Genomic DNA, 23,848 nt, shown 5'->3' with positions numbered 1-23,848 from the left:
ACGCCCGGCCGACCGCGGTCGGCGTACGCCGGAAGGCGAACCGGACAGGATACGACAGGCCGTGACAGCGCCGTGCAGGGAGGCCGACAGCGAGTTGCCGGTGCGCCGACACCGGGCCGGGCCAGAGTGGAGACCACGGGGCCGGACCGCCCCCGAGGGAGAGCCGGCGAGGTGGAGGACACGATGAGCGAGACCCTGGACGAGACGCTGGTCGCACGGATGCGGGAGTACCTGGCCGCCGGTCTGGCCACGGACGTGGCGGCGCTCGACGCGCTGTACGACCCCGAGTTCCGGAACATCAGGACCGACGAGGCCGGCCAGGTGGCCGTGCTGACGAAGGCGCACTTCATGGCCCGGTTCCGGGCACTGAGCGAGCGGGGCGAACGGATCGGGACGGACGTCGACGACGTCGAGTTCGTGCGCACCTCGCGGCAGGGCGACCGGGGAACGATCGTGATGCACCGCAACGAGGACGGGGTACCCGGCCGCTACCTGTTCGTGTGGCGTCACGAGAACGGCCGCTGGACCACCATGCTCCGCGAGCACACCTTCGAACGGGACGTCACCCCGCTGCTGCGGATGCTGGCCGCCGCCCCCGCCACCGGCTGATCCGGTGTCACTCCCGCGCCCGAGACCCCGATCCGTCCCCGGCGGTGCGCCCGCGCGGGAGCATGCCGAGGCGAGGGGCGGTGGGGTCGCCGAGGCGGCGGAGGAAGGAGAGGACGCCGGCGGTGCCGGTGGCGTAGGGGAAGGCGCTCCGGGTGAGGGTGGGGTCGGGGAAGACGGGCCGGGTCGGCGGCCCGCCGGCGCGGGCCAGCACGAGGGCGGCGACGGTGCCCGCGGCGGAGTGGAACTCCTCGGACTCCGGGGCGAGTTCGAGCATCAGATCGCCGACCCCGGCCAGGCCGCAGCACTGGGTGACCAGCGGCATCCGGGGGGCCAGCGCCAGGCAGGAGCGGGCGCACGCCTCGGCCAGGGCGCGGTGGCCGGGGGAGTCCAAGCAGTCGGCGGCGCGGGCGAGTACGGTGCCGATGCCCGCCAGGCCCCGGCACCAGGAGCCGTAACGGCGGCTCGCGGACGGGCGGTCGGCGGCGGCGAGCAGCGCGGGCGTGGCGGCGGCGAGCGCGGCGCAGGCCCGTTCGGCGTCGCCGAGGGCGGCCGGGTCGCCGGTGGCGCGGGCGTACTCGAGGAGGAAGTACGCGACGCCCGCGTCCCCGTGGGCGAGCCCCTGGGCCAGGGCGGCGTCGCCGGGCCGGGGCGCGGTGACGGGGGTCAGCCGGGCCAGGCCGGTGGTGAGGCGGTGGTGGCAGGCCGCGGCGACCGCGAGGTGCCGGTCGGCGGCCGGCGGGTGGTGGTGGGCGAGCAGCAGGTGGCCCAGGCCGATGCCGGCGTCGCCGTCGATCAGGTCGGCCTCCGGCGGCCCCCCGTCCGGGTTCCGGGTCGGCAGTTCGGGCGGGGCGGGCCGCGGCGGGGCCCCGGCGGCGGTGAGGAACAGGTCGACGCCCGTCCGACCCGAGTACAGCCCCGGTGGCAGGGTGCGGGACTGGCGAGCCGTCCAGTCGGCGAGCACGTCGACGGTGGCGCGGACCCCCGGCCGGTCGCGGTGGTGGAGCAGTTCCAGGCCGAGGCCGGAGGCGCCCCCGTAGAGGTCGATCGGGGCGGGGACGGCGGCCTCGCCGAACCGTTCCGGGTGGGCGATCCGGTGCGCCTCGTCGACGCAGCGCGCGAGGGTGTGCTCGATGATCGCGCCTAGCAGGTCGGCCGAGGGCCCGGACTCCCGCCCGCGACCCGCCGGGCGGGCCGCCGGGTCGGGGGCGAACGCTCCTTCGCGCAGGTGGGCCGCGCCGGCGGTGCGCACGACCGGATCGGGGTCGGTGAGTTCGGCGAGGGTGCGGCGGATCCGCCGGCAGGCCGGGTCGGGGAGGGCGAACTCCAGGCAGCGCAGGGTGAGTTCGCGGTTGCGGCCCGGGTCGGCGTCGAGGATCACCGGGTCCAGGCCGGTGGCGGCGAAGTGCAGGGTCGCGCCCAGTGCGTGGTAGTCGTCGGCGGGCTCGGCGGGAGCGCCGGTGCGGTACGGGGGCCAGCTGTAGCCGGGGGTGGAGCCGTCGGGGCCGTGGCCGTCGATCGCGCCGATGCCGAAGTCGACCAGGTGGCAGCGCCCGTCGGCGTCCAGCACCACGTTGTCCGGTTTGAGGTCGCGGACCACCACCCCGCTGCGGTGGATCCCGTCGAGCAGGTGGAGCAGCCGCCGGGCCAGCGCGGGCAGGCTGCGCGGGCCCGATTCGGCGGCGGGGTACGGCCCGTGGGTGTGGACGTCGCGGCGCAGGTCGCGGTCGCCGCAGCTGGTCATCACCAGGTACTCGTCGGCCCGGTGCCGGAAGTAGTCGAGGGCCCGCGGCACGCCGACGGCGGTGTCGAGCCGGGTCAGGACGGCGCGCTCGTTGCGGAGCCGGTCGCGGGTGTCGGCGCCGCTCTCGTCCTCGGCGACGTACGCCCGGGCCTGCTTGACCACCACCGGCAGGCCGGTGATCCGGTCCATCGCGCGGTACACGTTGCCGTGCGCCTTGCGGGCGATGCCGCGGGTGACGCGGTAGCGGCCGCCGCCGAAGCCGGCCGTGGGCGCGGCGACGGGGGTGCGGCGGGCGAACGGGTCCTCGGCCCACGGGGGGCAGCGGTAGGCGGCGCTCGCCAGGCCGTCGAAGACGCGGCCGTCGGGGCCGGTCATGACCGATTCGAGGCGTCCGCCGCGGCCGGTGCGGTACTCGGCGGTGAACGGCCCGTAGCGGTAGTACACCGGCGAGTTGGGGTCGATCCGGCGGTCGCTGACGATCGGCGGGCCCTCGTGGTGGCGCAGTAGCTCGACCAACTCGGCGGCCAGCGGGACGAGTTCGCCCGGTGCGGGGTAGACGGTGACCGCCTTGCCGACCGAGGCGGTGTTCCTCGCGCCGGAGTTGAGCGCGCGCAGGGTGGCCTGGTCGCGGGCCCACTTGGCGTGGCAGACGTGCCGTTCCAGGACCGGCAGGACCAGGGCGGTGACGGCGTCCAGGGTGGCCGGGCGGGCGGTGACGTGCAGCTTCCAGCCGTGCTCCATCGCCGGCATCCGCGGGTCGGTCAGGTACGACCAGGTGTCGTCGGACCAGTGGCGGCGGCCGGCGATGGGCCCGGCCACGGTCAGGAGTTGAAGTCGCAGGCGATGCGGGTGGTGGCGGTCACCCAGGGGTCGGCGAGGCAGGCCGTGGGGTCGAGTTCGGCCCGGTCGTCGTCCTCGAACAGCAGGGTCTCGTCGTCGACCACCAGCGGTCCGGCGTCGCGGATCTCGGCGAGGGTGGCTACGGGCATGTGACGCCTCCAGGTCGTGTCGTGCGTCCGGCCGGGCCGCGGGTCCGCGGCGGCCGTGGACCGCGTCGCCCGGTCGGGCAGCGGTCCTGGACCACGAAGGTAGGGAGGAACGGTGAACCTGACAAGAGGTCAGATTTCGCCGTTTCCACCGCACGGCCGCACCCGGACACCGTGCGGGGAGGCGTCCGAGGAGGCGTCAACCACCGCTCGGCGGAGTCAGGTTGCTGCCCTCGGTGTCGACGTGCGGGAGGATCCGGTCCAGCCAGCGGGGCGTCCACCAGGCCGCCGGGCCCAGCAGGGTCATCGCGGCCGGAACCATCAGCAGGCGGACCACGGTGGCGTCGATCAGCACGCTGACGGCCAGGCCGAGGCCCATCATCTTGATCACCACGTTGTCGCTGACGATGAACGCCGCGAACACGCTCACCATGATCAGCGCCGCGCAGCCGATCACCCGTGCGGTGGTCTCCAGCGCGTGCGCGACCGAGCCCCGGCTGTCGCCGCTGACCACCCAGCGCTCGTGCACCCGGGAGAGCAGGAACACCTCGTAGTCCATCGACAGGCCGAACACGATGGCGAACATCATCATCGGCACGTAGCTCTCGATCGGCACCTTGCCCGCCACCCCGAGCGCCGGCCCGCCCCAGCCCCACTGGAAGACCGCCACCAGCACGCCGTACGAGGCGGCGATCGACACCAGGTTGAGGACCGCCGCCTTCAGCGCGACCAGGGGCGCGCGGAACACCAGCAGGATGATCAGGAACGCCAGGCCCACCACCACTGCGATGATCAGCAGCAGCCGGCTCGCCACGATGTCCAGGAAGTCCACCTGCGCCGCCGTGGTGCCGGTGACGTAGGTGGCCGCGGCGGTGCCCGCCACCGCGTCCGGCAGCACCGTGTCGCCGAGGTGGCCGACCAGGTCGGTGGTCTTCTGGTCCTGCGGGGCCTGCGCGGGCGTCACGGTGGTGAACAGCACGTCGCCGTCGGAGCTGGTCTGCAGCGGCGCGGTGCTCGCCGTGTTCGGCACGCCCGTCAGCGCCTGCTGCACCGAGGAGGCCAGCGCCGCGCGGTCGGACGACGGCACCGAGGTCTGGTCGACCACCACCGTCAGCGGGCCGTTGGAGCCCGGGCCGAACGCCGAGGACATCAGGTCGAAGGCGCGCCGGTCGGTGAACGAGGTCGGGTCCGCGCCGTCGCCGATGTGCCCGAGCTGGATCGACGGCAGCGGCACCGCCAGGATCAGCACCGTCACCAGCCCCGCCGCCAGGTACCACCACGGCCGGTGCTCGACCTTCCGCGCGTACCGGTGCCACATGCCGCCGCCCGCCGCCTCCTCCGCTCCGTCCGAGGACTCCGGGGAATCTGGTGGTTCGTCAGGAACGGTGCCCTCCGCGACGGGTGTGCGGACGGCGAAGCGGTCCATGTTCCGCCCGATCAGGCCCATCAGCGCGGGCAGCAGGGTCAGCGCCCCGCACACCGCCGTCACCACGGTGACGCCCGCGGCCAGGCCCAGTTTCGCCATGAAACTGATCCCGGACACCGACAGGCCCGCCAGCGCGATCACCACCGTGCAGCCGGAGATCAGCACTGCCCGGCCGCTGGTCGCCACCGCGTGCCCGGCCGCGGCGGGCGGGTCCGCGCCGTCCATCAGGTTCTGCCGGTGACGGGTCAGCAGGAACAGCGCGTAGTCGATGCCGACGCCCAGGCCGATCATCGTCGCCAGTGTCGGAGCGACCGTCGCGAAGGTGGACAGCGCCGCCAGCAGGCCCAGCAGCCCCAGGCCCACCACCACCGCGACCAGGGCGCTCACCAGCGGCAGCCCCGCCGCGATCACGCTGCCGAAGCCCGCGAGCAGCACCAGCACCGCCACCCCGAACCCGATCAGCTCGCTCACCCGGTCGTCCGGCGCGGGCCGCGCCAACTCGCCCAGCGGCCCGCCGTACTCGACCTGCACCCCGGCCTGCCGCAGCGGCGCCACCGCAGTGTCCACCTGCGACAGGTAGTCGTCGCCGAAGGTCGCCGGCGCCCCGTCGAAGCGCACCGTGATGTACCCGGTCTGCCCGTTCGCGGACAGCGGCCCGCCCGGCGGCGGGGCCTGCCCCTGCGGCGGCAGCGGGTTCTGCGCCGACAGCACGTGCGGCAGGTGCTGCAGGTTCGTCACCGCCTGGTCCACCTGGGACTGGAAGTCCGTCAGCGGCTGCCCGTCGTACAGCACCACCTGCGCGCTCGTCCCGGACGCGGCGGGCTCGTGGGCGGCCAGCACGTCCCCGCCCTCCTGCGCCTGGGAGCCCGGCAGCGAGAAGTCGTCCGAGTACTCGCCGCCCACCGCGCGGTTGGCGACCTGCACCCCCGCCAGCACCACCAGCCACCCGACGATCACCACCACCGCGTGGCGGGCGCACCACCGGCCCAGCCGCCACAGCAGGCCCCGGGGCGCGACCGACCCGGCACCGTCGTCGGACCCACCCGGCGGGGACACGGACGAGGACATCGACCCTCCCAGGGACGCACCGCCGCCACCTGCGGGGACGGGCACCCACGGTAAGCACGCCGGTCCGCGCGTTCCGGCGGGCCGCGGCGCGACACGGCCGAACCCACCCGAACGCCCGGCGCACGGCCCGGGGCGCGCCGCCCCGGCGCTGCCCGGCGGCGGACTGCCGCTGCGCCCGCAAGGACCTGCGGCTCGGCAGATCCGCTCCCCGGAGGGCGACCTGACGCCCGATGAGCGGGCCCGGTTCGGCGAGGCCGTCCGCGGCGGGCGCCTGCCGAACTCGACCGCGCCGACCGGGCCGTCCGGCGGGCGGAGCTCACCGACGTCGCCTTCGTCTCCGACGGCTGCCTGCCGTTCCGGGACGAGGTCGACCACGCCCGGCGCCACGGCGTCACCGCGATCGCCGAACCCGGCGGCCCACTGCGCTCCGCCGAGGTCGAAGCGGCCTGTGCCGAACACGGCATCGCGCCGGAGCACACCGGGCTCCGGCTGTTCCACCACTGACGCCGGGTCAGCCCCGGGGCGGCAGCAGGTCGGTCCAGGCGCGCTGTTCGGCGGTGTCCGGCACCGCCAGGCCGCGGGCCCGCCCGATCAGCTCCCACGCGGTGTCGGCGTCCGTGCCGGCCAGCACCAGCACGGACGCCGCCAGCAGCGAGGACCGGCCGATCCCGGCCCGGCAGTGCACCACGAGATGGCCGCCGCTCCGCAGACGATCCGTCAACTCCCGTACCGGTTCGATGACGTGGGAGAGCACGGGGGTGGTGCGGTCGGGTATCGGCAGCGCGGTGAAACGGAGCCCGGCCGCCCGGGCCAGCTCCGGCTCCGCGGTCAGTCCCAGCTCGGCGCACTCCGCCGGCGTCAGGGCGCTGACCAGGTCGGTGACCCCGGCGGCGGCCAACCCCGCCAGCTCGTCGGCCAGCCAGTCGCCCCCGCGCGGCCGGGCCATGGTGCTGAGCCGGCCGGGACCCGGCCGGTAGACGGTGAACAGGGTGGGGCGCATGGCGGACGGACCTCCGGTCGACGTGGGTGGCGCGAGCAGGCGTCGAACGCCGGGAGCGGACACGGCAGTCGACGCGGCGTCAGCCCTGCGGTCGGCCGGACGGCGGACCGGGGCGGCGACGCCCGGGAACCGTCGACCGGGCCTGCCCGCACTGACGCGGCGGGCGGCTCGCGGTCGACGGCGCAGATGCTAGCACTACCGCCCGGCCGGACCGCCGTGCCGGGTCAGGGCGTCGGCGCGGCGCTCCAGTTCGGCCGCGAGGTGGTCCCAGTCCGGACCGTGCGACCACAGGCTGCGTGCGGCCTCCCGCATCAACTCGGGTTCGTCCGGCCGCTGCAGGAGCAGCAGGCGGTACGCCAGGTTGCGCATCCGGACCGGGAGGAGGCCGTCGACCACGTGCGGGCTCAGCTCGCGCAGCATGGCGAGGATCGCCTCCGGCGGGGCGAAGGTCAGCTCCTCCAGGAAGTACGCCTCGTCGTGCGGGCGCGAGCACTCCGGCGTCGGCCGGTACTCGTCGCCGTACAGGCACCGGGCGTGCTCGGTGAGGGTGCGGTGCATGCGCAGGAGTTTACGGTCGGGGCCCCGCGCCCGGTCCGCCGGCCGGTCCCGCCAGGCCGCCCAGCAGCAGGTCGGTGAGGGTGTCGACCACTTCGGCGTCGGGGTGGGCGGGGTCGGGGGCGGTGAGCAGGGCGTAGGAGAGCATGCCGAGCATCGCGCCCATGGCGGGGGCGAGCAGGGCGGGATCGCCGGGCAGCGGGTGGCCCCGTTCGCGGAGGAACTCGAGGTGCTCGCGCAGGACGGCGGTGTCCTCGGTGAGCCGCTGCCAGGCCCGGCCGGACCGGGGGCCCTCGGCGACGGTGGACTCGAACTGGGCGACCGCCACCGGCAGGTTGTCGCGCATCGCCTGCCAGGACGCGTCGATGTGGGCGTGCAGCTGCCCGCGGTCGCTGAGGTCGTGGTCGCGGGGGTGGCCGCCCGCGACGACCTGCGCGCGGGCCTGGGCGCGGACGTCCTCCAGCAGCGCCTGCAGCAGCTCGTCCTTGTCGGCGAAGTGCGCGTAGAACGAGCCGGTGGCCCGGCCCGCGGCGGCGGTGATGTCGGTGATCTTCGTGTTGAGGAAGCCGCGCTCCACGAACTGGCGGCGCGCCGCGTCCAGCAGAGCCGCCCTGGTCTCGGCCGCCTGTGCCTGGCGAACGCCCATGTGCCCGTCCCTCTCTTGACCCGCCGTCGGAACCGACATCATACTGACGTCCAGTTCAGTGAATATTGATTCATTGAAGCTGGATTCAACGAGGGGTGGAGTCATGAAAGCAGTAGTCATCGGAGCGGGAGTGGCCGGCGCGGCGAGCGCGATCGCCCTGCGCAGGATCGGCGCCGAGGTCACGGTCTACGAGGCGTACCCGGACCCGGCCGGCCGGGTCGGCGCCTTCCTCAGCCTGGCCGTCAACGGCCTGCGCGCCCTCGACGCGCTGGGCTGCCTGGACGCGGTGCGCGCCGCCGGCTTCGAGGTCGACCGGCAGCGGATGTGGTCCGGGCGCGGCAAGCTGCTCGGCGACGTGCCGCGCGGCCGCACCGCCGACGACCCGCTGCGCAGCATCACCCTGATGCGGGCCGACCTGGTCGCCGCCCTGCGCGCCGAGGCGGAGCGCGCCGGCGCCCGGATCGTCACCGGCGAACGCCTCGCCGGGCCCGCGGACGGCCCGGCGGCCACCGCCGACCTGGTGGTCGGCGCGGACGGGCTGCGCTCCGTCGTCCGCCGCGCCCTCGACCCGTCCGGGCCCGAGCCGCGGTACGCGGGCCTCTACAGCGTCGCGGGCCTGGCCGACCGGGCGGCGGCGGCCGGATCGGGCCGGACCTTCAACATGACCTACGGGCGGCGCGGCACCTTCGTCCACCTGCCGGCCCCGGACGGCACGGTGTGGTGGTGCGCGCAGCTGGCCGCGCCGGTCGAGCCCGCTGAAATCCGCCTGGACGTGCCGCAGTTGGCCGAGCTGTTCGAGGGCGAGCAGGTGCCGCTGAGCGTGCTCGGCGCGGCCCGCGGCATCGACGCGGCGACCGTGTTCCACGTGCTGGCGCCGGTGACGCGCCGTCAGGACGGGCGCGCCGTCCTGATCGGCGACGCCGCGCACCCCGTCGGCGCCGGGCAGGGCGCGTCGATGGCCCTGGAGGACGCCGTCGCGCTGGCGCTCGCCCTGCGCGCGGCGCCGGACGGCCGGGCCGCGGCGCTCGCCGCCTTCGACCGCGAACGCCAGGCCCGGGCCGGCCGGCTCGCCAAGGCCGCCGCCTCCAACCGGGACGCGAAGACCGCCGGGCCGCTCGCCGCCCGCCTGCGCGACACCGCGATGCCCCTGCTGTTCGACCGGATGTACCCGCGCGCCACCAGCTGGCTCTACACCTACCGCCCCGGCGTGCTCCCGGCGGCCGGGGCCGCCGAGGCGGAGGGCCGGACCCGGGTCGGCGGGTGATCCCGACCCGCGGCGCGGTGCGCCCGGCCGTTCGGCCGGGACGCGGACCGGCCGGCCCCCGGGAGTGGGGGCCGGCCGGATCCGGGGGGTGGGGTCAGCGGGCGCCGAGCAGGTGCTCGATGGCCAGCTGGTCGAGGTGCTCGAAGGCCATGCCGCGCTCGGCGGCGGCGGTGACGTCGAAGTCCTCGAAGGCGCTGCGGTCGCCGAGCAGGGCGGCCAGGCCGTCCGCCGCGGTGGGCCGGGCGAGCTCGTCCAGGCGGGCGGCGCGCAGGGCGTCCTGGACCTCGGGGTCGGCGCGGAACGCCAGGGCGCGCTCCTTCAGCAGCAGGTAGTTGCGCATGTTGCCGGCCGCGGAGGCCCACACGCCGTCGAAGTCCTCGGTGCGCGGGGGCTTGAAGTCGAAGTGCCGCGGGCCCTGGTAGTCGGACGACTCCAGCAGGTCGACCAGCCAGAACGCCTGGCGGAGGTCGCCCGCGCCGAAGCGGAAGTCCTGGTCGTACTTGATGCCGGACTGGCCGTTCAGGTCGATGTGGAACAGCTTGCCCGACCACAGCGCCTGCGCGATGCCGTGCGGGAAGTTCAGGCCCGCCATCTGCTCGTGGCCGACCTCCGGGTTGAGGCCGACCAGCTCCGGGCGCTCCAGGCGCTCGATGAAGGCCAGCGCGTGGCCGATGGTCGGCAGCAGGATGTCGCCGCGCGGCTCGTTCGGCTTCGGCTCGATCGCGAAGCGCAGGTCGTAGCCCTGCTCGGTGACGTAGTCGCCCAGCAGGTCGAAGGCCTCCTTCAGGCGGTCGAGGGCGACCCGGACGTCCTTGGACGCGCCGTGCTCGGCGCCCTCGCGACCGCCCCAGGCGACGTAGACGGTGGCGCCCAGCTCCACGGCCAGGTCGATGTTGCGGATGGTCTTGCGCAGCGCGTAACGGCGCACGTCGCGGTCGTTGGCGGTGAACGCGCCGTCCTTGAACACCGGGTGGGTGAACAGGTTGGTGGTGGCCATCGGCACCCGCAGGCCGGTGGAGGCCAGGGCGGCCGAGAAGCGCTTGACGATCGTCTCGCGCTCGGCGTCCGAGGAGCCGAACGGGATCAGGTCGTCGTCGTGGAAGGTCACGCCGTAGGCGCCCAGCTCGGCGAGCTTCTCCACGGTCTCCACCGGGTCCAGGGCGGGGCGGGTGGCGTCGCCGAACGGGTCGCGGCCCTGCCAGCCGACCGTCCACAGGCCGAAGGTGAACTTGTCGGCGGGGGTGGGGGTGAGCTGGCTCATTGCGTACTCCAAACGCTGTGATCGACCGGGGTTCGGCCGAAGGATTCGGCCGGGGGGCTATTCGTCAGGCCGAACTACAAATTAATATGACGGAGCCCGCGAGGGAAGCCCCCACGTGGAAACACCCGCACCGCACCCCCGGACGGCCCCGGCCGGACGACCCGAGACAGGAGCACGACCCATGGCACAACCGCAGGTGGTGATCGGTGTCGACAGCTCGACCCAGTCCACCAAGGCACTCGCCGTCGACGCCGAGACCGGCCGGATCCTCGGTGAGGGGCGCGCCGTCCACCGGGTCGACTCCCGCCACGGGCAGGAGAGCGACCCCGCCCAGTGGTGGCAGGCCCTGAACGAGGCCGTCGCCGCCACCGGCTGGGCCGACCGCGCGCAGGCCCTGTCGATCGGCGGCCAGCAGCACGGACTCGTCACCCTGGACGCCGCCGGCGACCCCGTCCGGCCCGCCCTGCTCTGGAACGACGTCCGCAGCGCACCCCAGGCCGCCGACCTGGTGCGGGAGTTCGGCGCCGACTGGTGGGCCGCCGAACTCGGCAGCGTCCCCGGCGCGTCCTTCACCGCCGCCAAGTGGGCCTGGCTGCGCGCCAACGAACCCGCCAGCGCCGAACGCACCGCCGCCGTCCGCCTCCCGCACGACTACCTCACCGAACGCCTCACCGGCGCCGCCGTCACCGACCGCGGCGACGCCTCCGGCACCGGCTGGTGGACCCCCGACGGCCCGCACCCCGCCGTGCTCAAGGCGATCGGCCTCGACCCCGCCCTGCTCCCCGCCACCGCCCCCGCCGGCGCCGCCGCCGGCCACGCCCTTCCCGGCGGGCCGCTGCGCCCCGGCACCCCGGTCGGCACCGGCACCGGCGACAACATGGCCGCCGCGCTCGGCCTGGGCCTCACCCCCGGCGTCCCGGTGCTGAGCCTCGGCACCTCCGGCACCGTCTACACCGTCTCCCGCAACCGCCCCGCCGACCCGACCGGCACCGTGGCGGGCTTCGCCGACGCCCTCGGCGGCTGGCTGCCGCTCGCCTGCACGCTCAACTGCACCCTGGCCGTCGACAAGGTCGCCGCCCTGCTCGGCCGCGACCGCCAGGCCGTCGAGCCCGGCGGCAGCGCCGTCCTGCTGCCCTACCTCGACGGCGAACGCACCCCCGCCCTCCCGCAGGCCAGCGGACTGCTGCACGGACTGCGCCACGACACCACCGCCGGCCAGCTCCTGCAGGCCGCCTACGACGGCGCCGCGTACTCGCTGCTCGCCGCCCTCGACGACGTCCTCGCCGTGGACGGCGACCCCGCCGACCCCGCGCAGCCGATCCTGCTGATCGGCGGCGGCGCCCAGGGCCGGGCCTGGCAGGACACCGTCCGCCGGCTCTCCGGCCGTCCCGTCCAACTGCCCGCCGCCCGCGAACTGGTCGCCCTCGGCGCGGCCGCGCAGGCCGCCGCGCTGCTCACCGGCGAGAGCGCCGACGCCGTCGCCCGCCGCTGGGGCACCGCCGACGGGCCGGTCCTCCCCGCGCTCGAACGGGACGACGCAGCACTCGAACGGATCGCGACTACCATTTCGCAGGCGGCCGCCCTGCAAGGCGCCGGCAACCGGTAGCAGGAACGCACCGGACCCCGGGCCGCCGCGCCGGGCCGGGGTCCGGCACCACCGACGAACGAACCAGTGACGAACGACCGCCGACAGGCGACCCCGGAGTGGAGGACGAGGACACCGTGGCAGAGGACGGGCAGCAGCCGCCGGACAGCGAACTCGGGCCCCGGCGCGGCCCCGCCTCCCAGCAGGACATGCGGCGGCAGAACCTCGCCCTGGTGATGCACACCGTCGCCGCCGCGCACCCGCTGTCGCGCGCCGACGTGGCCGGTCGTACCGGCCTCACCCGCACCGCCGTCTCCAGCCTGGTCGACGAACTCATCGGCGGCGGCCTGCTGTTGGAGGGCGAACTGGAACGCAGCGGCCGGGTCGGCAGGCCCGGCCGGGCCCTGGTCCTCAACGACAGCGGACCGGCCGGACTCGGCCTGGAGATCGGCGTCGGACACCTCAGCGCCTGCGTCCTCGACCTGCGCGGCGAGGTCCGGGTCGAACTCCACCGCCCCGCCCCCAACAGCAGCCGCCCCGCCGAGCAGACGCTCGCCGAACTGGCCGCGCTCGCCACCGAGGCCGAACAGCAGGCCGTCGTGCTGGGCCTGCGGGTGGTCGGCCGGGTGCTGGCCGTGCCCGGCAGCGTGCCGCTCGACGACCCCGGCCGGCACGTCGAACACGCCCCCAACCTCGGCTGGCACCAGGTCGACGTGCACAGCGGGTGGCCGGGGCCCGGCGTCGCGCCCGCCGTCGAGAACGAGGCCAACCTCGGCGCCCTCGCCGAACTCTGGCAGGGCGTCGGCAAAGGGACCTTCGTCCACGTCTCGGCCGGCGAGGGCATCGGTGGCGCGCTGGTCCTCGACGGCCGCCTCTTCCGCGGCGTGCAGGGCTTCGCCGGCGAGCTCGGCCACCTGACCGTCCGCCCCGACGGCCGGCTCTGCTCCTGCGGCGCGCGCGGCTGCCTCGAACCGTACGCCGGCCTCGCCGCGGTGCTGCACGCCTCCGGCCTGGCCGAGGAGCTCGACGGGCCGGCGTCCGGTCAGGACATCGACGCCATCGGCGAGTTGGCCCGCCGCGCGGAGGCGGGGCACCCCACCACCACGCGCGCCCTGCACCACGCCGGCACCGCGCTGGGCACCGCCCTCGCCGCCGCGGTCAACCTGATCGACCCCGCCACGCTGGTCCTCGGCGGGGCGTACGCCGATCTCGCGCACTGGCTGCTGCCCGCCATGCGCGCCGAACTGGCCGAGCTGATCCGGGTCCGCCCGTGGCCGGACGACGCCCTGCGCGCCTCGCCGCTGGCCCGGCGCGGCCCGGTCCTCGGCGCCGCCCTGGTCACCGTCCGCCGGCTGCACACCGACCCGGCCACCCTCTGGCTCACCGAAGGCGCCTGAGCGCGACGACGGCGGGTTCGGACCCGGCGGGGGAGGGACGCCGGTGGCCGGGCGTGGTTCCGGGCGGGTGTGCCCGGCCACCGGAGTGCGGGGGAGCGGGCAGCGGGTCAGCCCGCCACGGGCGCGCAGCGCAGGCCGCGCGCGGTGAGCGCGGCGAGGACGGCGGGCAGCGCGGTGACCGTGTTCCGGTTCCCGTGGTCGTGCAGCAGGACCGTGTCGCCGGGGCGGGCGGCGGCCGTCGCGGCGGCGATCGCGGCGGGCGGCGCGCCGTCCCAGTCGCGGGTGTCGACGTCCCACAGCACCTCGGTCAGCCCGGCCTCGGCGGCGAACCCCCGGACCGCGGGGGAGGTGTCGCCGTAGGGCGGCCGGAACAGGGTCGGCGGCCGGCCGGTGAGCTCGGTGAGGATCCGGTTGGTGCGGTGGATCTCGTCCCGGGCTTCGGCCGGGGGCAGCGCCGTCAGGTGCGGGTGGGACCAGCTGTGGTTGCCCAGCGGCATGCCGGCCCGGTCGAGTGCGCGGACCAGCTCGGGGTGCCGCTCGGCCTGGGCGCCGCAGAGGAAGAAGGTGGCGCGGTGGCCGGCCGCGGCGAGGGCGGCGAGCAGCGCGGGGGTGGAGTCGGGGTGCGGGCCGTCGTCGAAGGTCAGGGCCAGCCGGTCCGGCACGGCGCCTCCGGTGCGGTCGGCCATGGCACTCCCTCCCCGGGCGCGCGACGGAAGCGAAATTTTCGCATCACGACCGAATGTTCCGGTGCGCCCCGGACGACGGTAGGGGAGCCCGTCGGGGTCGTCAACCGCCCCGACACGGTCCGGGAGCGCCGGACGGCGGCGGGGTGCGGGCGCGACGGGGGTGCGGGCGGGCCGGTCAGGCCGTGGCGGGCGGCGGCGCGGTGCTGGCTCGCACGACCAGGCTGGTGGCCAGGTCGACCCGGGTGGCGGCGGGGTGCTCGCCGCGGCCGAGCTCGACGGCCAGCCGGGCCGCGGTCTCGGCCATCTCGACCAGCGGCTGCCTGACGGTGGTGAGCGGCGGGCCGACCCAGCGGGCCAGCGGCAGGTCGTCGAAGCCGACCACCGAGAGGTCCTCGGGCACCCGCAGGCCGAGTTCGCGGGCCGCCTCGTACACGCCGAGCGCCTGCAGGTCGTTGCCGGCGAAGATCGCGGTCGGCCGGTCGTCCGCGCTCAGCAGGGCGCGGGCGGCCGCGTAGCCGGCCTCGTGGTGGAAGTCGCCCTCGTGCACCAGCCGCGGGTCCACGGGCAGCCGGGCGGTCTCCAGGGCGGTGCGGTAGCCGTCCACCCGGGCGCGGCTGCACATCATGCCGGACGGGCCGGAGATCATGCCGATCCGCCGGTGCCCGAGGTCGAGCAGGTGGCGGGTGGCGGCGAGGCCGCCCTGCCAGTTGGCGGTGCCGACCGCGGGCACCCCGTCGGCCGGGTCGCCGGCCGGGTCGAGCACCACGAACGGGATGTCGCGGCTGGTCAGCTGGTCGCGCTGGGCGGCGTCCAGGTCGGAGAGCACCAGGACCACGCCGGCCGGGCGGCGGGCCAGCACGCCGTCCACCCAGGTCTGGCCGGGGGTGAGCCGGCCGGCGGACTCGGAGAGCACGATGCTCAGGCCCTCTTCCCGGGCGACGTTCTCCACGCCGCGGATCACCTCCACGGCCCAGGCGCTGTCGAGCTGGTGGAAGACCAGGTCGAGCAGTCGCGAGGCGGCGTGGAGGTGCGTCGGCGCTGGTAGCCGGTGCGGCGCAGGATCTCCTCGACCTTGGCCCGGGTGGCGGGCGCGACGTCGGCCCGCCCGTTCAGGACCTTCGAAACTGTCGGCGCCGAGACGCCCGCCGCGCGGGCGATCTCCAACAGGGTCGGCGCGGGGTCGGGTTCGAGTTCTGCGGCGGTCATGGGACGGATAGTAGCGCCCCGAGCCGTCCGGGCGGGACGGTACACGAACGGCGCCCGCGGCCGGGGCGCTGCGGCCGCAACATTCGTCGATCGGGCGAAACATTCCACCCCTCCGGGCCGGCCGGAGCAGCGTGCATTAACAAGGGAGAACTTCAGGGCAAACAGAGTCGGCTCGGAGGGGATTCCACTTCCGGACTTCCTCTGTGCACACATAGCGTTCGGCGCGTGACGATGTGCGTCCGGTTTCGAAGACCCGGGGGGGTAAGCGGCGGTGCGCGGCGAGGGCCTGTTCACGGAGCGGGCGCCGAACGGTCGGTTCCAGTGGCACCTGAAGGCGATGAACGGGCGAGTGGTGGCGGTGTCCTCCGCCGTCCACGAGTCGTCCGCGGATGCCGAACGGGCGTTCGCCGAGCTGGTCGAACTGGGTCCGGCGCTGGTGGCGCGGATCACCCATGTCCGCGACGGCCTGGGCTGGACCTGGGTGGTGCCCGGGTCGCGGGGCAATCCCCTGGTCAGGTCGAGCAGGGCGTACGAGCGGTACGCGACCTGCCAGAACGCGTTCCGGCGGTTCATGGCGCTGCTGGCCCGGTTGTCCGAGGCCGCCGCGGTGGCCGCCGCCGGGGCCGAGGGCGCGCCCGGGACCGGGCGGTGAGCGCCGCGGAGGGCGGCAGAGGACCCCGGCTGGTGCCCGTCCGCGGGCCGGACGGGCGGGCCGGCTGGTCGCTGGTGGCCGCCAACGGCCGACGGCTGGCCGCGTCCGTCCGCACCTACCGATCGGACCGTGAACTGGCGTCCGGCATAGCGGAGTTGCTCGCGGAGCGGGCCGCGCTGCGGTTCGTTCTCAGCCAGCGCGAGGACCGTCTGTGGGTGTGGACCGCCCACCTGCCCGCCCGCACCACCCGGGTCGGCGCGGGCGGCGGCGAGGCGGTCGCCCGCAGTGCGCGCGGCTACCTGCGCCGCGACCAGTGCCGGCAGAGCGTGGCCGGGTTCCAGCACGGTGTGGAGCACGTCCAGCGCTCCAGGCGGCTCGGCGGCGGGGCGGCGACCAAGCAGCCCTGGTGAGTTCGGAGCGCAGCGGCCGCCGTCCCGGGAGTTCCGGGGCGGCGGCCGCGGCGTTCCCGCGCGGGTTCGGGGTTCGGGCGGTGTGCGAGGCGGCGGACACGCTCCCGCAAAGGATTCGTGCACGTCCGTCGCGAAACGGTGCCGGGGGAGTGAAGCACAGGTGGCCGGGATGACCCCGTGATCCCACCTGGAGAAGAACGTGTCCATGCCCGGAGCGTGCGCCGACGCACCCTCCACCGGGGGTCCCACCAGCGGATTCGGGCGCGCAGGCGGAGCGGCGGTGGTGCGCCGGGGGCGCGGGGAGGCGCTTCCGGGGGCGGGCGGGCGGCGGCGAGGATCGCATCGCCGGGAAGCCGCGGAGCTCTCCGGCACCGGGCCCCGCCAGGTCCGGTCCAGCTAGGCACTTTCCTTTATGGAGGAACAGGACCATGCGTCACACCGCTGCCAAGGCGTTCGCGGCCGTCGCGATGACCGCCGCCCTCTCGACTGTCGCCGCTCCGGCGATGGCGGACCCGTCGACCCTGCCGACCCTCCCGGCGGCGCAGGACATCGTCGGTGCCGGCTCGGACACCACGCAGGCTCTGCTGAACCAGTTCTCCGCCGACTACAACGCCTCCCTGGGCGCGGGCTCCACCCTGCCGCACCTGTACAGCTGGGACGCGACCGGCACGAGCCCGATCACCCCGAAGACCGGCGGCAGCAGCATCACCCGCCCGAACGGCTCCGGCGCCGGCATCTCCGCGCTGAACGCCAACACCTCCGCCACCCTGGACTTCGCGCGCTCCTCCCGGGCGCCGCAGACCGGTGACCTGACCTCCGACCTGTTCGTGGCCTTCGCCAAGGACGCGGTGACCTGGTCCGCCAAGGCCACCGGCGGCCACGCCCCGGCCAACCTGACCACCCAGAACCTGTTCGACATCTACTCCTGCAAGGTCGGCGCCACCGACTGGTCCGCGTTCGGCGGCACCGCCGGCACCATCAAGCCCTACCTGCCGCAGGCCCAGTCCGGCACCCGTGCCTTCTTCCTGAAGGCGATCGGCAACCCGGTCCTCGGCGGCTGCGTCGTCACCGGCCCGGAGGAGAACGAGGGCACCGACGCCGCGCTGAACGACGTCAACGTCATCTTCCCGTACTCCGTCGGCCACTGGGTGGGCCAGGCCAACGGCCACACCACCGCCACCGACAACAAGGGCGACCTGACCCTCCGCAGCATCAACGGCGTGGCCCCGCTGACCGGCACCGGCACCCTGAGCGCCACCTTCGCCGCCGGCACCTACGGCCGGGTCCTCTACAACGTGGTCCGCGACACCGAGTGGACCGCCACCACCACCCAGGGCACCGCGCTGCGCGCCATCTTCGGCACCTCGGGCTGGATCTGCTCCACCGCCGGCAAGGCCGACACCTCCAGCTACGGCTACCTGACCCTGCCGGCCGCGGCCTGCGGTTCCACCACCCACATCTGACGCACCCTCCGGGTCCGTCCCGCACCGACCGCCGCCCGTCCCGCGCACCCGCCGGGACGGGCGGCGGCCCGTAGCGCCACCTGCACCGGGTTCGACCGGCGCAGGGTTCGACCAGCACCGGGTACCACGCACCCCTCCGAAGGAGCCACGATGTCCCGTCTTCCCGTCCGGATCGCCGCTGCGGCCGCCGGCCTCGCGCTCATCGCCACCGCCGCCTCCGCGACCGCCGCCTCCGCCGCCCCGGCGACCGGCAGCGCGGTGATCCACGAGAGCAACGCCTTCTTCCAGCAGGCCGCCCAGGCCGGCATCGTGGCCGTGCCGCTGCCCACCGCGACCGCGGGCTACGACGCGACCACCGGCCTGTCGGCGAGCTTCCCGGTGACGGACGGCACCGGCAGCCTGCGCGACTTCTACGGGAACATCCAGCTCGGCGGCGGCCTGCTGTTCGTCGACGCGAAGACCGGCAGCGCGGTCTCCTTCCACGAGCTGTCCTTCGCCATCGACACCTGGGCGGTGACCGGCGTCGCCGACGGCACCTCCACCACCGTCGCGCTGTTCGACCCGGCCGGCAGCAACAGCGTCACCAACAGCGGCGCCACCCAGAACCTGACCGCCGACTCGCTGGTCCTGGACGCCGCGGGCGCCCAGTACCTGGACAGCAAGCTGCACACCTCCTTCTTCACGGCGGGCCAGAGCGTCGGCTCCTTCGCGGTGACCTTCACCCCCGCCTCCTGAGGACCCGGCGCCCGGCGCCGCCGCACGAGCAGCCGCACCCGTACCGCCCGACCGGATCCCCGGTCGGGCGGTACGCGTCCCACCGTCCCCCCGGCAGCCGTCCAGGGCGCGATCACACAGCTGACGGCCCGCCAGTTCCCTTGATTCGAGCACCAATTGGGGTCTCGTACACCTGACGGCCAGCGAGCGGCCAGACGCGACTGGCCGAATATCGTCGGAGCCGCCGAACGGCCCGCTCCGCTCCCTGATACCTGTGCGTGCCTGCCCGGTGCGCCGTCGCCGGAGGTGCTGCGCCGATGAGAATCCGCCCGTCAGGGCCGAGAGCCGGATCACGTCCGTTGAAGGCCTACCTGGCGGCCGTGCTGGCCTGGGCGGTGGCCGCCGCGGTGGTGTTCCTGCCGCTCGGCGGCCCCGGTGTCCAGCCCGCGCAGGCGGCGTCGGGCACGACCGTGCCGGGCCCGGCGCGGTGGAACCCCGCCGACTGGACCGAGGGGCCGAACGGGACCATCACGGTCTCCCAGACCACGGATCTCAGCAACCAGGTGGTCCACGTCAGTTGGACCGGGTTCACCCCGACCGTCGACGTGTTCGGCGCCCCGGTGGACATCGTGATCAACCCGCACAACGGCGCCGGTCAGATCGACACCAACGCCCACTACGCGGTGCGGATCTACCAGTGCCGCGGCGAGAACCCGTCCGTCACCGACTGCTACGGGTCCAGCCTCTACGGCGCGGATCCGGCGAAGGGCTTCCTGCAGCCCGCACCGGCCGGTGGCATCACGACGCCCGAGTTCCCGTCGAACATGGCGATCGCGGCCACCCGGCCGGACGGCAGCGGCGAGGCGGACATCGAGCTGTGGACCGCCCAGCAGAGCCAGACGCTCGGCTGCGACCCCACCCACAAGTGCTCGCTCGTGGTGGAGCCGAACTACGGCGGCGACCCGATCGGCGCCTACTCGTACCCGGACTCGCACATCGACTGCGACGACCACTCCCCGGACGCGGACACCTTCTTCGACACCGCCACCGACGCCACCCTCTACCGCAACATGCTCGGTGACGGCCCGGTGGCCTGGAGCGGCGAGGCCTGCGCGTGGGCGCGCCACATCACCGTTCCGCTCGACTTCGCGCCGACCCCCGACGCCTGTCCGGCCGGCGGCGCCGCGTTCTCGGCCGTCGGGCTGGAGATGGCCGACCGGGCCGTGCAGCAGTGGCGCGCGGGCATCTGCCGGGGGTCCGAGCCGCTGACCGTGCAGTACTCCGTCGGCAACGGCGAACCGCAGGCGCGCGGGTCCTTCCTGCGCAGGGCGGGGGCGGACATCGCGCTCACCTCGATCGCGGACGGCAACCCGCCGACCCGCCCCTACGTGTACGCGCCGCTGGCCAACAGTGCGATCTCGGTGGTCTTCGTCCTCGACGACGGGGCGAGCCACCGGCAGATCCGCCGGGTGCGGCTCAACCAGCGCCTGCTGGCGAAGATGCTGACCCAGACCTACCTGCACTGGACGGCGGACGACACCGAGAGCGTCAAGGGCAACCCGATCTGCCTGTTCGACGACCAGGAGTTCCGCCGGCTCAACGCCGACATCGCGACCGGCGTGGCCTGGCCGTCCTGCAACAACTCCGCGAACACCGTCCCCGTGGTGGTCGGCGGGACCACCGACCTGGTGCACCGGCTGACCGAGTGGATCGTGGCGGACCCGGACGCCGCGCAGTTCCTGCAGGGCGCCCCCGATCCGTGGGGCACGCACCTCAACACGAAGTACCTGCCGTCCGCCTTCTCCGGCTACCCCGTCGACGTCTTCCAGGCACGGGACTTCTCCGGCACGAACAACCACAAGCAGTACGAGTGGAACCCCGTGCTCGCCGGCCTCGGCCAGGTGCTGCGGATGACCCTGGAGTACCGGCTGTCCTGCCTGAACCCGGTCGTCGGCTCCAGCGGCCAGCACGACAAGTGCCTCACCATGGTCAGCGGTCAGCGGGCGATGTTCGCGATCATGGACTCCGGCGACGCGCAGGCGATGAGCCTGCCCGAGGCCGAACTGCCCAACCCCGCCGGCGGGTTCACCACTCCCACGATCACCTCCATGCAGGCGGCCGTGCGGGACATGCCGTACGACGAGGCCACCGGCACCCAGCACCTGCCGTACGACGACGGCGACTCGGCCTACGCGAAGGACGCCGCCGCGTACCCGCTCACCATGGTGCAGTACGCGATGCTGCCCACCGAGGGGCTGGACCGGGCCAAGGCCGAGGCGGTGAGCCGGTTCGTGGCGACCGTCACCGACCCGGCGAAGGGCCAGGTCTACGGCCGCAAGCCCGGCCAACTCGCGGTCGGCTACGCCGGTCTGACCAAGACCCAGATCGCCCGGGCGACGGCCGCCGCCGGCCACGTCGCCGCCCAGGACGGCGCCACGCCGGGCCAGTCCGCCGACCCGGGTGCCGACGGCGGCGGGAGCGGCGGGAGCGGCGGCACCGGCGGCGGGAGCAGCACCGGGGGCGGCGCCGGCGGCAACCCGGGCGGCGGTGGCTCCGGCACCACCGGCGGCCTCCTCGACGGCGGCTCCGGCAGCACCGGCGCCGGCTCCGGCGCCGCGGGCGGTCAGGCCGCCTCCGGAGCCAGGCCGAGCGGCAGCGCCTCGCCCACGCTCGGTGCGGCCGCCGTCGGCCAGGCCGCGGCGGACCGGGCCGGAATGGCCCGGCTGCTGCTGCCCGTGATCCTCGCCACCGGCGCCGTCCTGCTGGTCGGCGGCCCCGCGGCGCTGTTCCTCGGCGGCACCGCCGCCGGGGCGAACCTCCGCCGCGGCACCGGGCGGTTCTGGTCGCGGCTGCTTCGCCGCGACCGCTGACCCGCCCCGCCGGACGGGCGCCCCGAGCGCCCGTCCGACGTCCACCGTCCGACCACCGGAACCCCCACCGCGCGGAGAGTTGACACCATGACAGCCGCCGTCCAGCCGACGGACACCCGGGTCCCACCGCCGACGCCCGACCTCGACCGGCCCCGCCCGATCGACGCACCCGCCTCGCCCACCGACAAGGTCTTCCGCGGCGTCCTGCGCGCCGCCGGACTGTCGGTGTTCGTGATGATGGGCCTGATCGCCTTCTTCCTGCTGCTGCGCGGCACCGAGGCGCTGCGCGCCGTCGGCTGGTCCTTCCTCACCGAGCAGAACTGGCGGACCGCGGCGCACGCGTTCGGCATCGCCGCGGTGCTGCCCAACGGCATCATGATCGCCGTCATCGCGCTGTGCATCGCGGTGCCCGTGGCGCTGACCGCCGCGCTGTTCATCTCGGAGTACGCGCCGGTCCGGCTGCGGCCCGCGCTGATCTCGCTGGTCGACCTGATGGCGGCGATCCCCAGCATCGTGTACGGGCTGTGGGGCCTGTTCTTCCTGCAGCCGCAGATCGTCGGCCCGGCGCGCTGGCTGGCCAACCACCTCGGCGGGGCGCTGCCGTTCCTCGACGTGCGGATCGGCGACACCCCGACCTCGTACACCTCCTCGACGTTCATCGCCGGCACCGTGGTCTCCCTGATGATCATCCCGATCATCACCTCGCTCAGCCGCGAGGTGTTCTCGCAGGCGCCGGCCGGTGAGCGCGAGGGCGCGTACGCGCTCGGCTCCACCCGCTGGGGCATGGTGCGCACCGTGGTCCTGCCGTTCGGCCGCGGCGGCATGATCGGCGCCGTGATGCTCGGCTTCGGCCGGGCGATGGGCGAGACCATCGCCGTCGCGCTGATCATCTCGCCGGTGTTCCGGGTGTCCTGGCACGTGCTGGAGAACGGCGGCGGCTCGATCTCCGCGCTGATCGCGCTGCGCTTCAGCGAGTCCGACAGCCTGTCGCTGTCCGCGCTGATGGCCGCCGGCCTGGTGCTGTTCACCCTCACCCTGCTGGTCAACGTGGCCGCCGGGTTCGTCATCAGCCGGTCCCGGTCCGGCGCCTCGACCTCGGACTGACCGGAGGCCACCGATGTCCACCACCACTCCCTCGGCCGCCGTCGCACCGCCCGGCCCCGCCGAACTCCCCGAGCAGAAGCGGATCAGGCTCGGCGGCACCACCCGCGAGGAGATCCTCACCATGCTGGGCGCGGGCGCCGGCTCGCTCGGCCTGGACTGGGTGCTCTACGAGCGGGTCCTGCCGTTCAGCGGCGCGTTCGGGTTCCTGCTCTGCTGGTACCTGCTGTTCCTGACCCTGTACACCGTCGCCGGCCGGCTCCAGTGGGACGCCCTGACGGTCCGTGAGCGCCTGGCCACCGCACTGGCGTGGAGTTCCGGGCTGCTGGTGACCGCCGTCATCGTCGACCAGATCGGCTACGTGGCGGTGCGCGGCTTCGACGCCGCCCGGCACTGGAACTTCTTCACCGAGACCATGCGCACCACCGCTCCGCTGTCGCCGATCACCTCCGGCGGCTGCGTGCACGCCGTGGTCGGCTCGCTCGAACAGCTGGGCCTGGCCACGCTGTTCTCGGTGCCGCTCGGCATCCTCACCGCCGTGTTCCTGGTCGAGGCCGGCGCCACCCGGCGCGGCGCCCGGATCGTCAAGCCCGTCCGGGTGCTGGTGGAGGCGATGACCGCGCTGCCCTCGATCGTGGCCGGCCTGTTCGTCCTCGGCGTGGTGATCCTCACCTTCGGCGCGGAGAAGAGCGGCTTGGCCGCCTCGCTGGCGCTGACCGTGATGATGACGCCGATCGTCACCCGCGCCGCCGAGGTGGTGGTCCGGCTCGTCCCCGGCACCCTCAAGGAAGCCTCCTACGCGCTCGGCGCCGGCCAGTGGCGCACCGTGTGGCACGTGGTGCTGCCCACCGCCCGGCCCGGCCTGACCACCGCCGTGGTGCTCGGCATGGCGCGCGGCGTCGGCGAGACCTCACCGGTGCTGCTGACCGCGGGCTTCACCACCCGGATGAACCTCGACCCGCTGCACGGCAACCAGGCCAGCCTGCCGCTGTACATCTGGAACTACGTCAAGCAGCCCTACCCCGAGATGGTCGCCCGGGCGTTCGCCGGCGGCCTGACCCTGATGGCCGTGGTGCTGGTGCTGTTCGTCACCGCCCGCGTCCTCGGCCGCCACCGCACCCCGGTGGACCGGCCCACCCGCCGCCCGCTGCGGTCGCCCCGCACCCCCGTCACCGTGCCCAGGACCGCTCCGACAGTGGAGAACTGAT

The 23,848-nt window shown here is 74.8% G+C and carries 19 protein-coding genes and 1 pseudogene; 11 read left to right on the top strand and 9 right to left on the bottom strand.

Annotated elements, in window-relative coordinates; all coding sequences use genetic code 11:
• The first annotated feature begins 183 nt into the window (after window positions 1-183).
• On the top strand, window positions 184-609 hold the full coding sequence (locus tag BX266_RS05075) for a nuclear transport factor 2 family protein (RefSeq protein ID WP_099897721.1): 426 nt from the start codon (window positions 184-186) through the stop codon (window positions 607-609).
• Between the two features lie 7 nt (window positions 610-616).
• Here BX266_RS05075 and lanL read toward each other — a convergent pair whose 3' ends face one another.
• The 6 genes from lanL to BX266_RS05050 all read right to left on the bottom strand — a co-directional run bounded on the left by lanL (window position 617) and on the right by BX266_RS05050 (window position 8,031).
• On the bottom strand, window positions 617-3,169 hold the full coding sequence (lanL, locus tag BX266_RS05070) for a class IV lanthionine synthetase LanL (RefSeq protein WP_099897720.1): 2,553 nt from the start codon (window positions 3,167-3,169) through the stop codon (window positions 617-619).
• 2 nt (window positions 3,170-3,171) lie between these two features.
• Window positions 3,172-3,339, bottom strand: a complete 168-nt coding sequence (locus BX266_RS38380; RefSeq protein WP_180290385.1) for an SflA family class IV lanthipeptide — start codon at window positions 3,337-3,339, stop codon at window positions 3,172-3,174.
• A 196-nt stretch (window positions 3,340-3,535) separates the two neighbouring features.
• The gene (locus BX266_RS05065; RefSeq protein WP_099897719.1) at window positions 3,536-5,830 is read right to left on the bottom strand and encodes an MMPL family transporter; all 2,295 of its coding nucleotides are present in this window, start codon (window positions 5,828-5,830) and stop codon (window positions 3,536-3,538) included.
• 511 nt (window positions 5,831-6,341) lie between these two features.
• Window positions 6,342-6,830, bottom strand: a complete 489-nt coding sequence (locus tag BX266_RS05060; RefSeq protein ID WP_099897718.1) for a dual specificity protein phosphatase family protein — start codon at window positions 6,828-6,830, stop codon at window positions 6,342-6,344.
• A gap of 195 nt (window positions 6,831-7,025) precedes the next feature.
• The gene (locus tag BX266_RS05055; RefSeq protein ID WP_099897717.1) at window positions 7,026-7,388 is read right to left on the bottom strand and encodes a hypothetical protein; all 363 of its coding nucleotides are present in this window, start codon (window positions 7,386-7,388) and stop codon (window positions 7,026-7,028) included.
• Window positions 7,389-7,398: 10 nt separating this feature from the next.
• A complete protein-coding gene (locus BX266_RS05050) occupies window positions 7,399-8,031 on the bottom strand; it encodes a TetR/AcrR family transcriptional regulator (RefSeq protein ID WP_099897716.1) in 633 nt (210 codons plus the stop codon).
• A gap of 103 nt (window positions 8,032-8,134) precedes the next feature.
• Between BX266_RS05050 and BX266_RS05045 the strand changes: the two genes are divergently transcribed.
• Window positions 8,135-9,295, top strand: coding sequence for an NAD(P)/FAD-dependent oxidoreductase (locus tag BX266_RS05045; protein WP_099897715.1), 1,161 nt, complete (start codon window positions 8,135-8,137; stop codon window positions 9,293-9,295).
• A gap of 94 nt (window positions 9,296-9,389) precedes the next feature.
• Here the strand turns inward: BX266_RS05045 and xylA are convergent, their stop codons facing one another.
• A complete protein-coding gene (gene xylA, locus BX266_RS05040; protein WP_099897714.1) occupies window positions 9,390-10,556 on the bottom strand; it encodes a xylose isomerase in 1,167 nt (388 codons plus the stop codon).
• Window positions 10,557-10,737: 181 nt separating this feature from the next.
• On the opposite strand from xylA, the gene xylB reads away from it, so the two are divergent.
• A complete protein-coding gene (gene xylB, locus BX266_RS05035) occupies window positions 10,738-12,162 on the top strand; it encodes a xylulokinase (protein ID WP_099897713.1) in 1,425 nt (474 codons plus the stop codon).
• Between the two features lie 116 nt (window positions 12,163-12,278).
• Window positions 12,279-13,538, top strand: coding sequence for an ROK family protein (locus tag BX266_RS05030; RefSeq protein WP_399169025.1), 1,260 nt, complete (start codon window positions 12,279-12,281; stop codon window positions 13,536-13,538).
• 107 nt (window positions 13,539-13,645) lie between these two features.
• Here the strand turns inward: BX266_RS05030 and BX266_RS05025 are convergent, their stop codons facing one another.
• Together BX266_RS05025 and BX266_RS05020 are read right to left on the bottom strand one after the other, a co-directional pair.
• The gene (locus BX266_RS05025; protein WP_099897712.1) at window positions 13,646-14,224 is read right to left on the bottom strand and encodes a polysaccharide deacetylase family protein; all 579 of its coding nucleotides are present in this window, start codon (window positions 14,222-14,224) and stop codon (window positions 13,646-13,648) included.
• A gap of 175 nt (window positions 14,225-14,399) precedes the next feature.
• Window positions 14,400-15,430 (bottom strand): annotated as a pseudogene (locus tag BX266_RS05020) (LacI family DNA-binding transcriptional regulator).
• Between the two features lie 271 nt (window positions 15,431-15,701).
• On the opposite strand from BX266_RS05020, the gene BX266_RS05015 reads away from it, so the two are divergent.
• The 7 genes from BX266_RS05015 to pstA all read left to right on the top strand — a co-directional run bounded on the left by BX266_RS05015 (window position 15,702) and on the right by pstA (window position 23,847).
• Entirely contained in the window at window positions 15,702-16,082 is a 381-nt protein-coding gene (locus BX266_RS05015; RefSeq protein WP_099897710.1) for a DUF1508 domain-containing protein, read from the top strand.
• Window positions 16,083-16,114: 32 nt separating this feature from the next.
• A complete protein-coding gene (locus BX266_RS05010) occupies window positions 16,115-16,492 on the top strand; it encodes a hypothetical protein (protein ID WP_099897709.1) in 378 nt (125 codons plus the stop codon).
• A gap of 428 nt (window positions 16,493-16,920) precedes the next feature.
• Complete coding sequence (locus BX266_RS05005) at window positions 16,921-17,955, top strand: PstS family phosphate ABC transporter substrate-binding protein (RefSeq protein WP_099897708.1); 1,035 nt, start codon at window positions 16,921-16,923, stop codon at window positions 17,953-17,955.
• A gap of 150 nt (window positions 17,956-18,105) precedes the next feature.
• Entirely contained in the window at window positions 18,106-18,690 is a 585-nt protein-coding gene (locus tag BX266_RS05000; protein ID WP_099897707.1) for a hypothetical protein, read from the top strand.
• 338 nt (window positions 18,691-19,028) lie between these two features.
• A complete protein-coding gene (locus BX266_RS38375; RefSeq protein WP_180290384.1) occupies window positions 19,029-21,539 on the top strand; it encodes a hypothetical protein in 2,511 nt (836 codons plus the stop codon).
• Window positions 21,540-21,626: 87 nt separating this feature from the next.
• A complete protein-coding gene (pstC, locus tag BX266_RS04990; RefSeq protein ID WP_099897706.1) occupies window positions 21,627-22,643 on the top strand; it encodes a phosphate ABC transporter permease subunit PstC in 1,017 nt (338 codons plus the stop codon).
• A gap of 13 nt (window positions 22,644-22,656) precedes the next feature.
• Window positions 22,657-23,847 carry a phosphate ABC transporter permease PstA gene (pstA, locus tag BX266_RS04985; protein WP_259464548.1) on the top strand — a complete coding sequence of 397 codons (1,191 nt, stop codon included), beginning with the start codon at window positions 22,657-22,659 and terminating at the stop codon, window positions 23,845-23,847.
• Window position 23,848: the final 1 nt, after the last annotated feature.

Source organism: Streptomyces sp. TLI_171, assembly GCF_003610255.1.
In the GTDB taxonomy this organism is placed as follows: domain Bacteria; phylum Actinomycetota; class Actinomycetes; order Streptomycetales; family Streptomycetaceae; genus Kitasatospora.
The sequence above is the reverse complement of the archived record's forward strand: the minus strand, read 5'-3'. Positions and strand labels throughout refer to the sequence as shown.

Excerpts from the sequence above, each read along its gene's own strand:
- BX266_RS05075 (WP_099897721.1), top strand. The coding sequence starts at position 184 with ATGAGCGAGACCCTGGACGAGACGCTGGTCGCACGGATGCGGGAGTAC.
- BX266_RS38380 (WP_180290385.1), bottom strand. The coding sequence starts at position 3,339 with ATGCCCGTAGCCACCCTCGCCGAGATCCGCGACGCCGGACCGCTGGTG.
- BX266_RS05065 (WP_099897719.1), bottom strand. The coding sequence starts at position 5,830 with ATGTCCTCGTCCGTGTCCCCGCCGGGTGGGTCCGACGACGGTGCCGGG.
- BX266_RS05060 (WP_099897718.1), bottom strand. The coding sequence starts at position 6,830 with ATGCGCCCCACCCTGTTCACCGTCTACCGGCCGGGTCCCGGCCGGCTC.
- BX266_RS05055 (WP_099897717.1), bottom strand. The coding sequence starts at position 7,388 with ATGCACCGCACCCTCACCGAGCACGCCCGGTGCCTGTACGGCGACGAG.
- BX266_RS05050 (WP_099897716.1), bottom strand. The coding sequence starts at position 8,031 with ATGGGCGTTCGCCAGGCACAGGCGGCCGAGACCAGGGCGGCTCTGCTG.
- BX266_RS05045 (WP_099897715.1), top strand. The coding sequence starts at position 8,135 with ATGAAAGCAGTAGTCATCGGAGCGGGAGTGGCCGGCGCGGCGAGCGCG.
- xylA (WP_099897714.1), bottom strand. The coding sequence starts at position 10,556 with ATGAGCCAGCTCACCCCCACCCCCGCCGACAAGTTCACCTTCGGCCTG.
- xylB (WP_099897713.1), top strand. The coding sequence starts at position 10,738 with ATGGCACAACCGCAGGTGGTGATCGGTGTCGACAGCTCGACCCAGTCC.
- BX266_RS05025 (WP_099897712.1), bottom strand. The coding sequence starts at position 14,224 with ATGGCCGACCGCACCGGAGGCGCCGTGCCGGACCGGCTGGCCCTGACC.
- BX266_RS05005 (WP_099897708.1), top strand. The coding sequence starts at position 16,921 with ATGCGTCACACCGCTGCCAAGGCGTTCGCGGCCGTCGCGATGACCGCC.
- BX266_RS05000 (WP_099897707.1), top strand. The coding sequence starts at position 18,106 with ATGTCCCGTCTTCCCGTCCGGATCGCCGCTGCGGCCGCCGGCCTCGCG.
- pstC (WP_099897706.1), top strand. The coding sequence starts at position 21,627 with ATGACAGCCGCCGTCCAGCCGACGGACACCCGGGTCCCACCGCCGACG.
- pstA (WP_259464548.1), top strand. The coding sequence starts at position 22,657 with ATGTCCACCACCACTCCCTCGGCCGCCGTCGCACCGCCCGGCCCCGCC.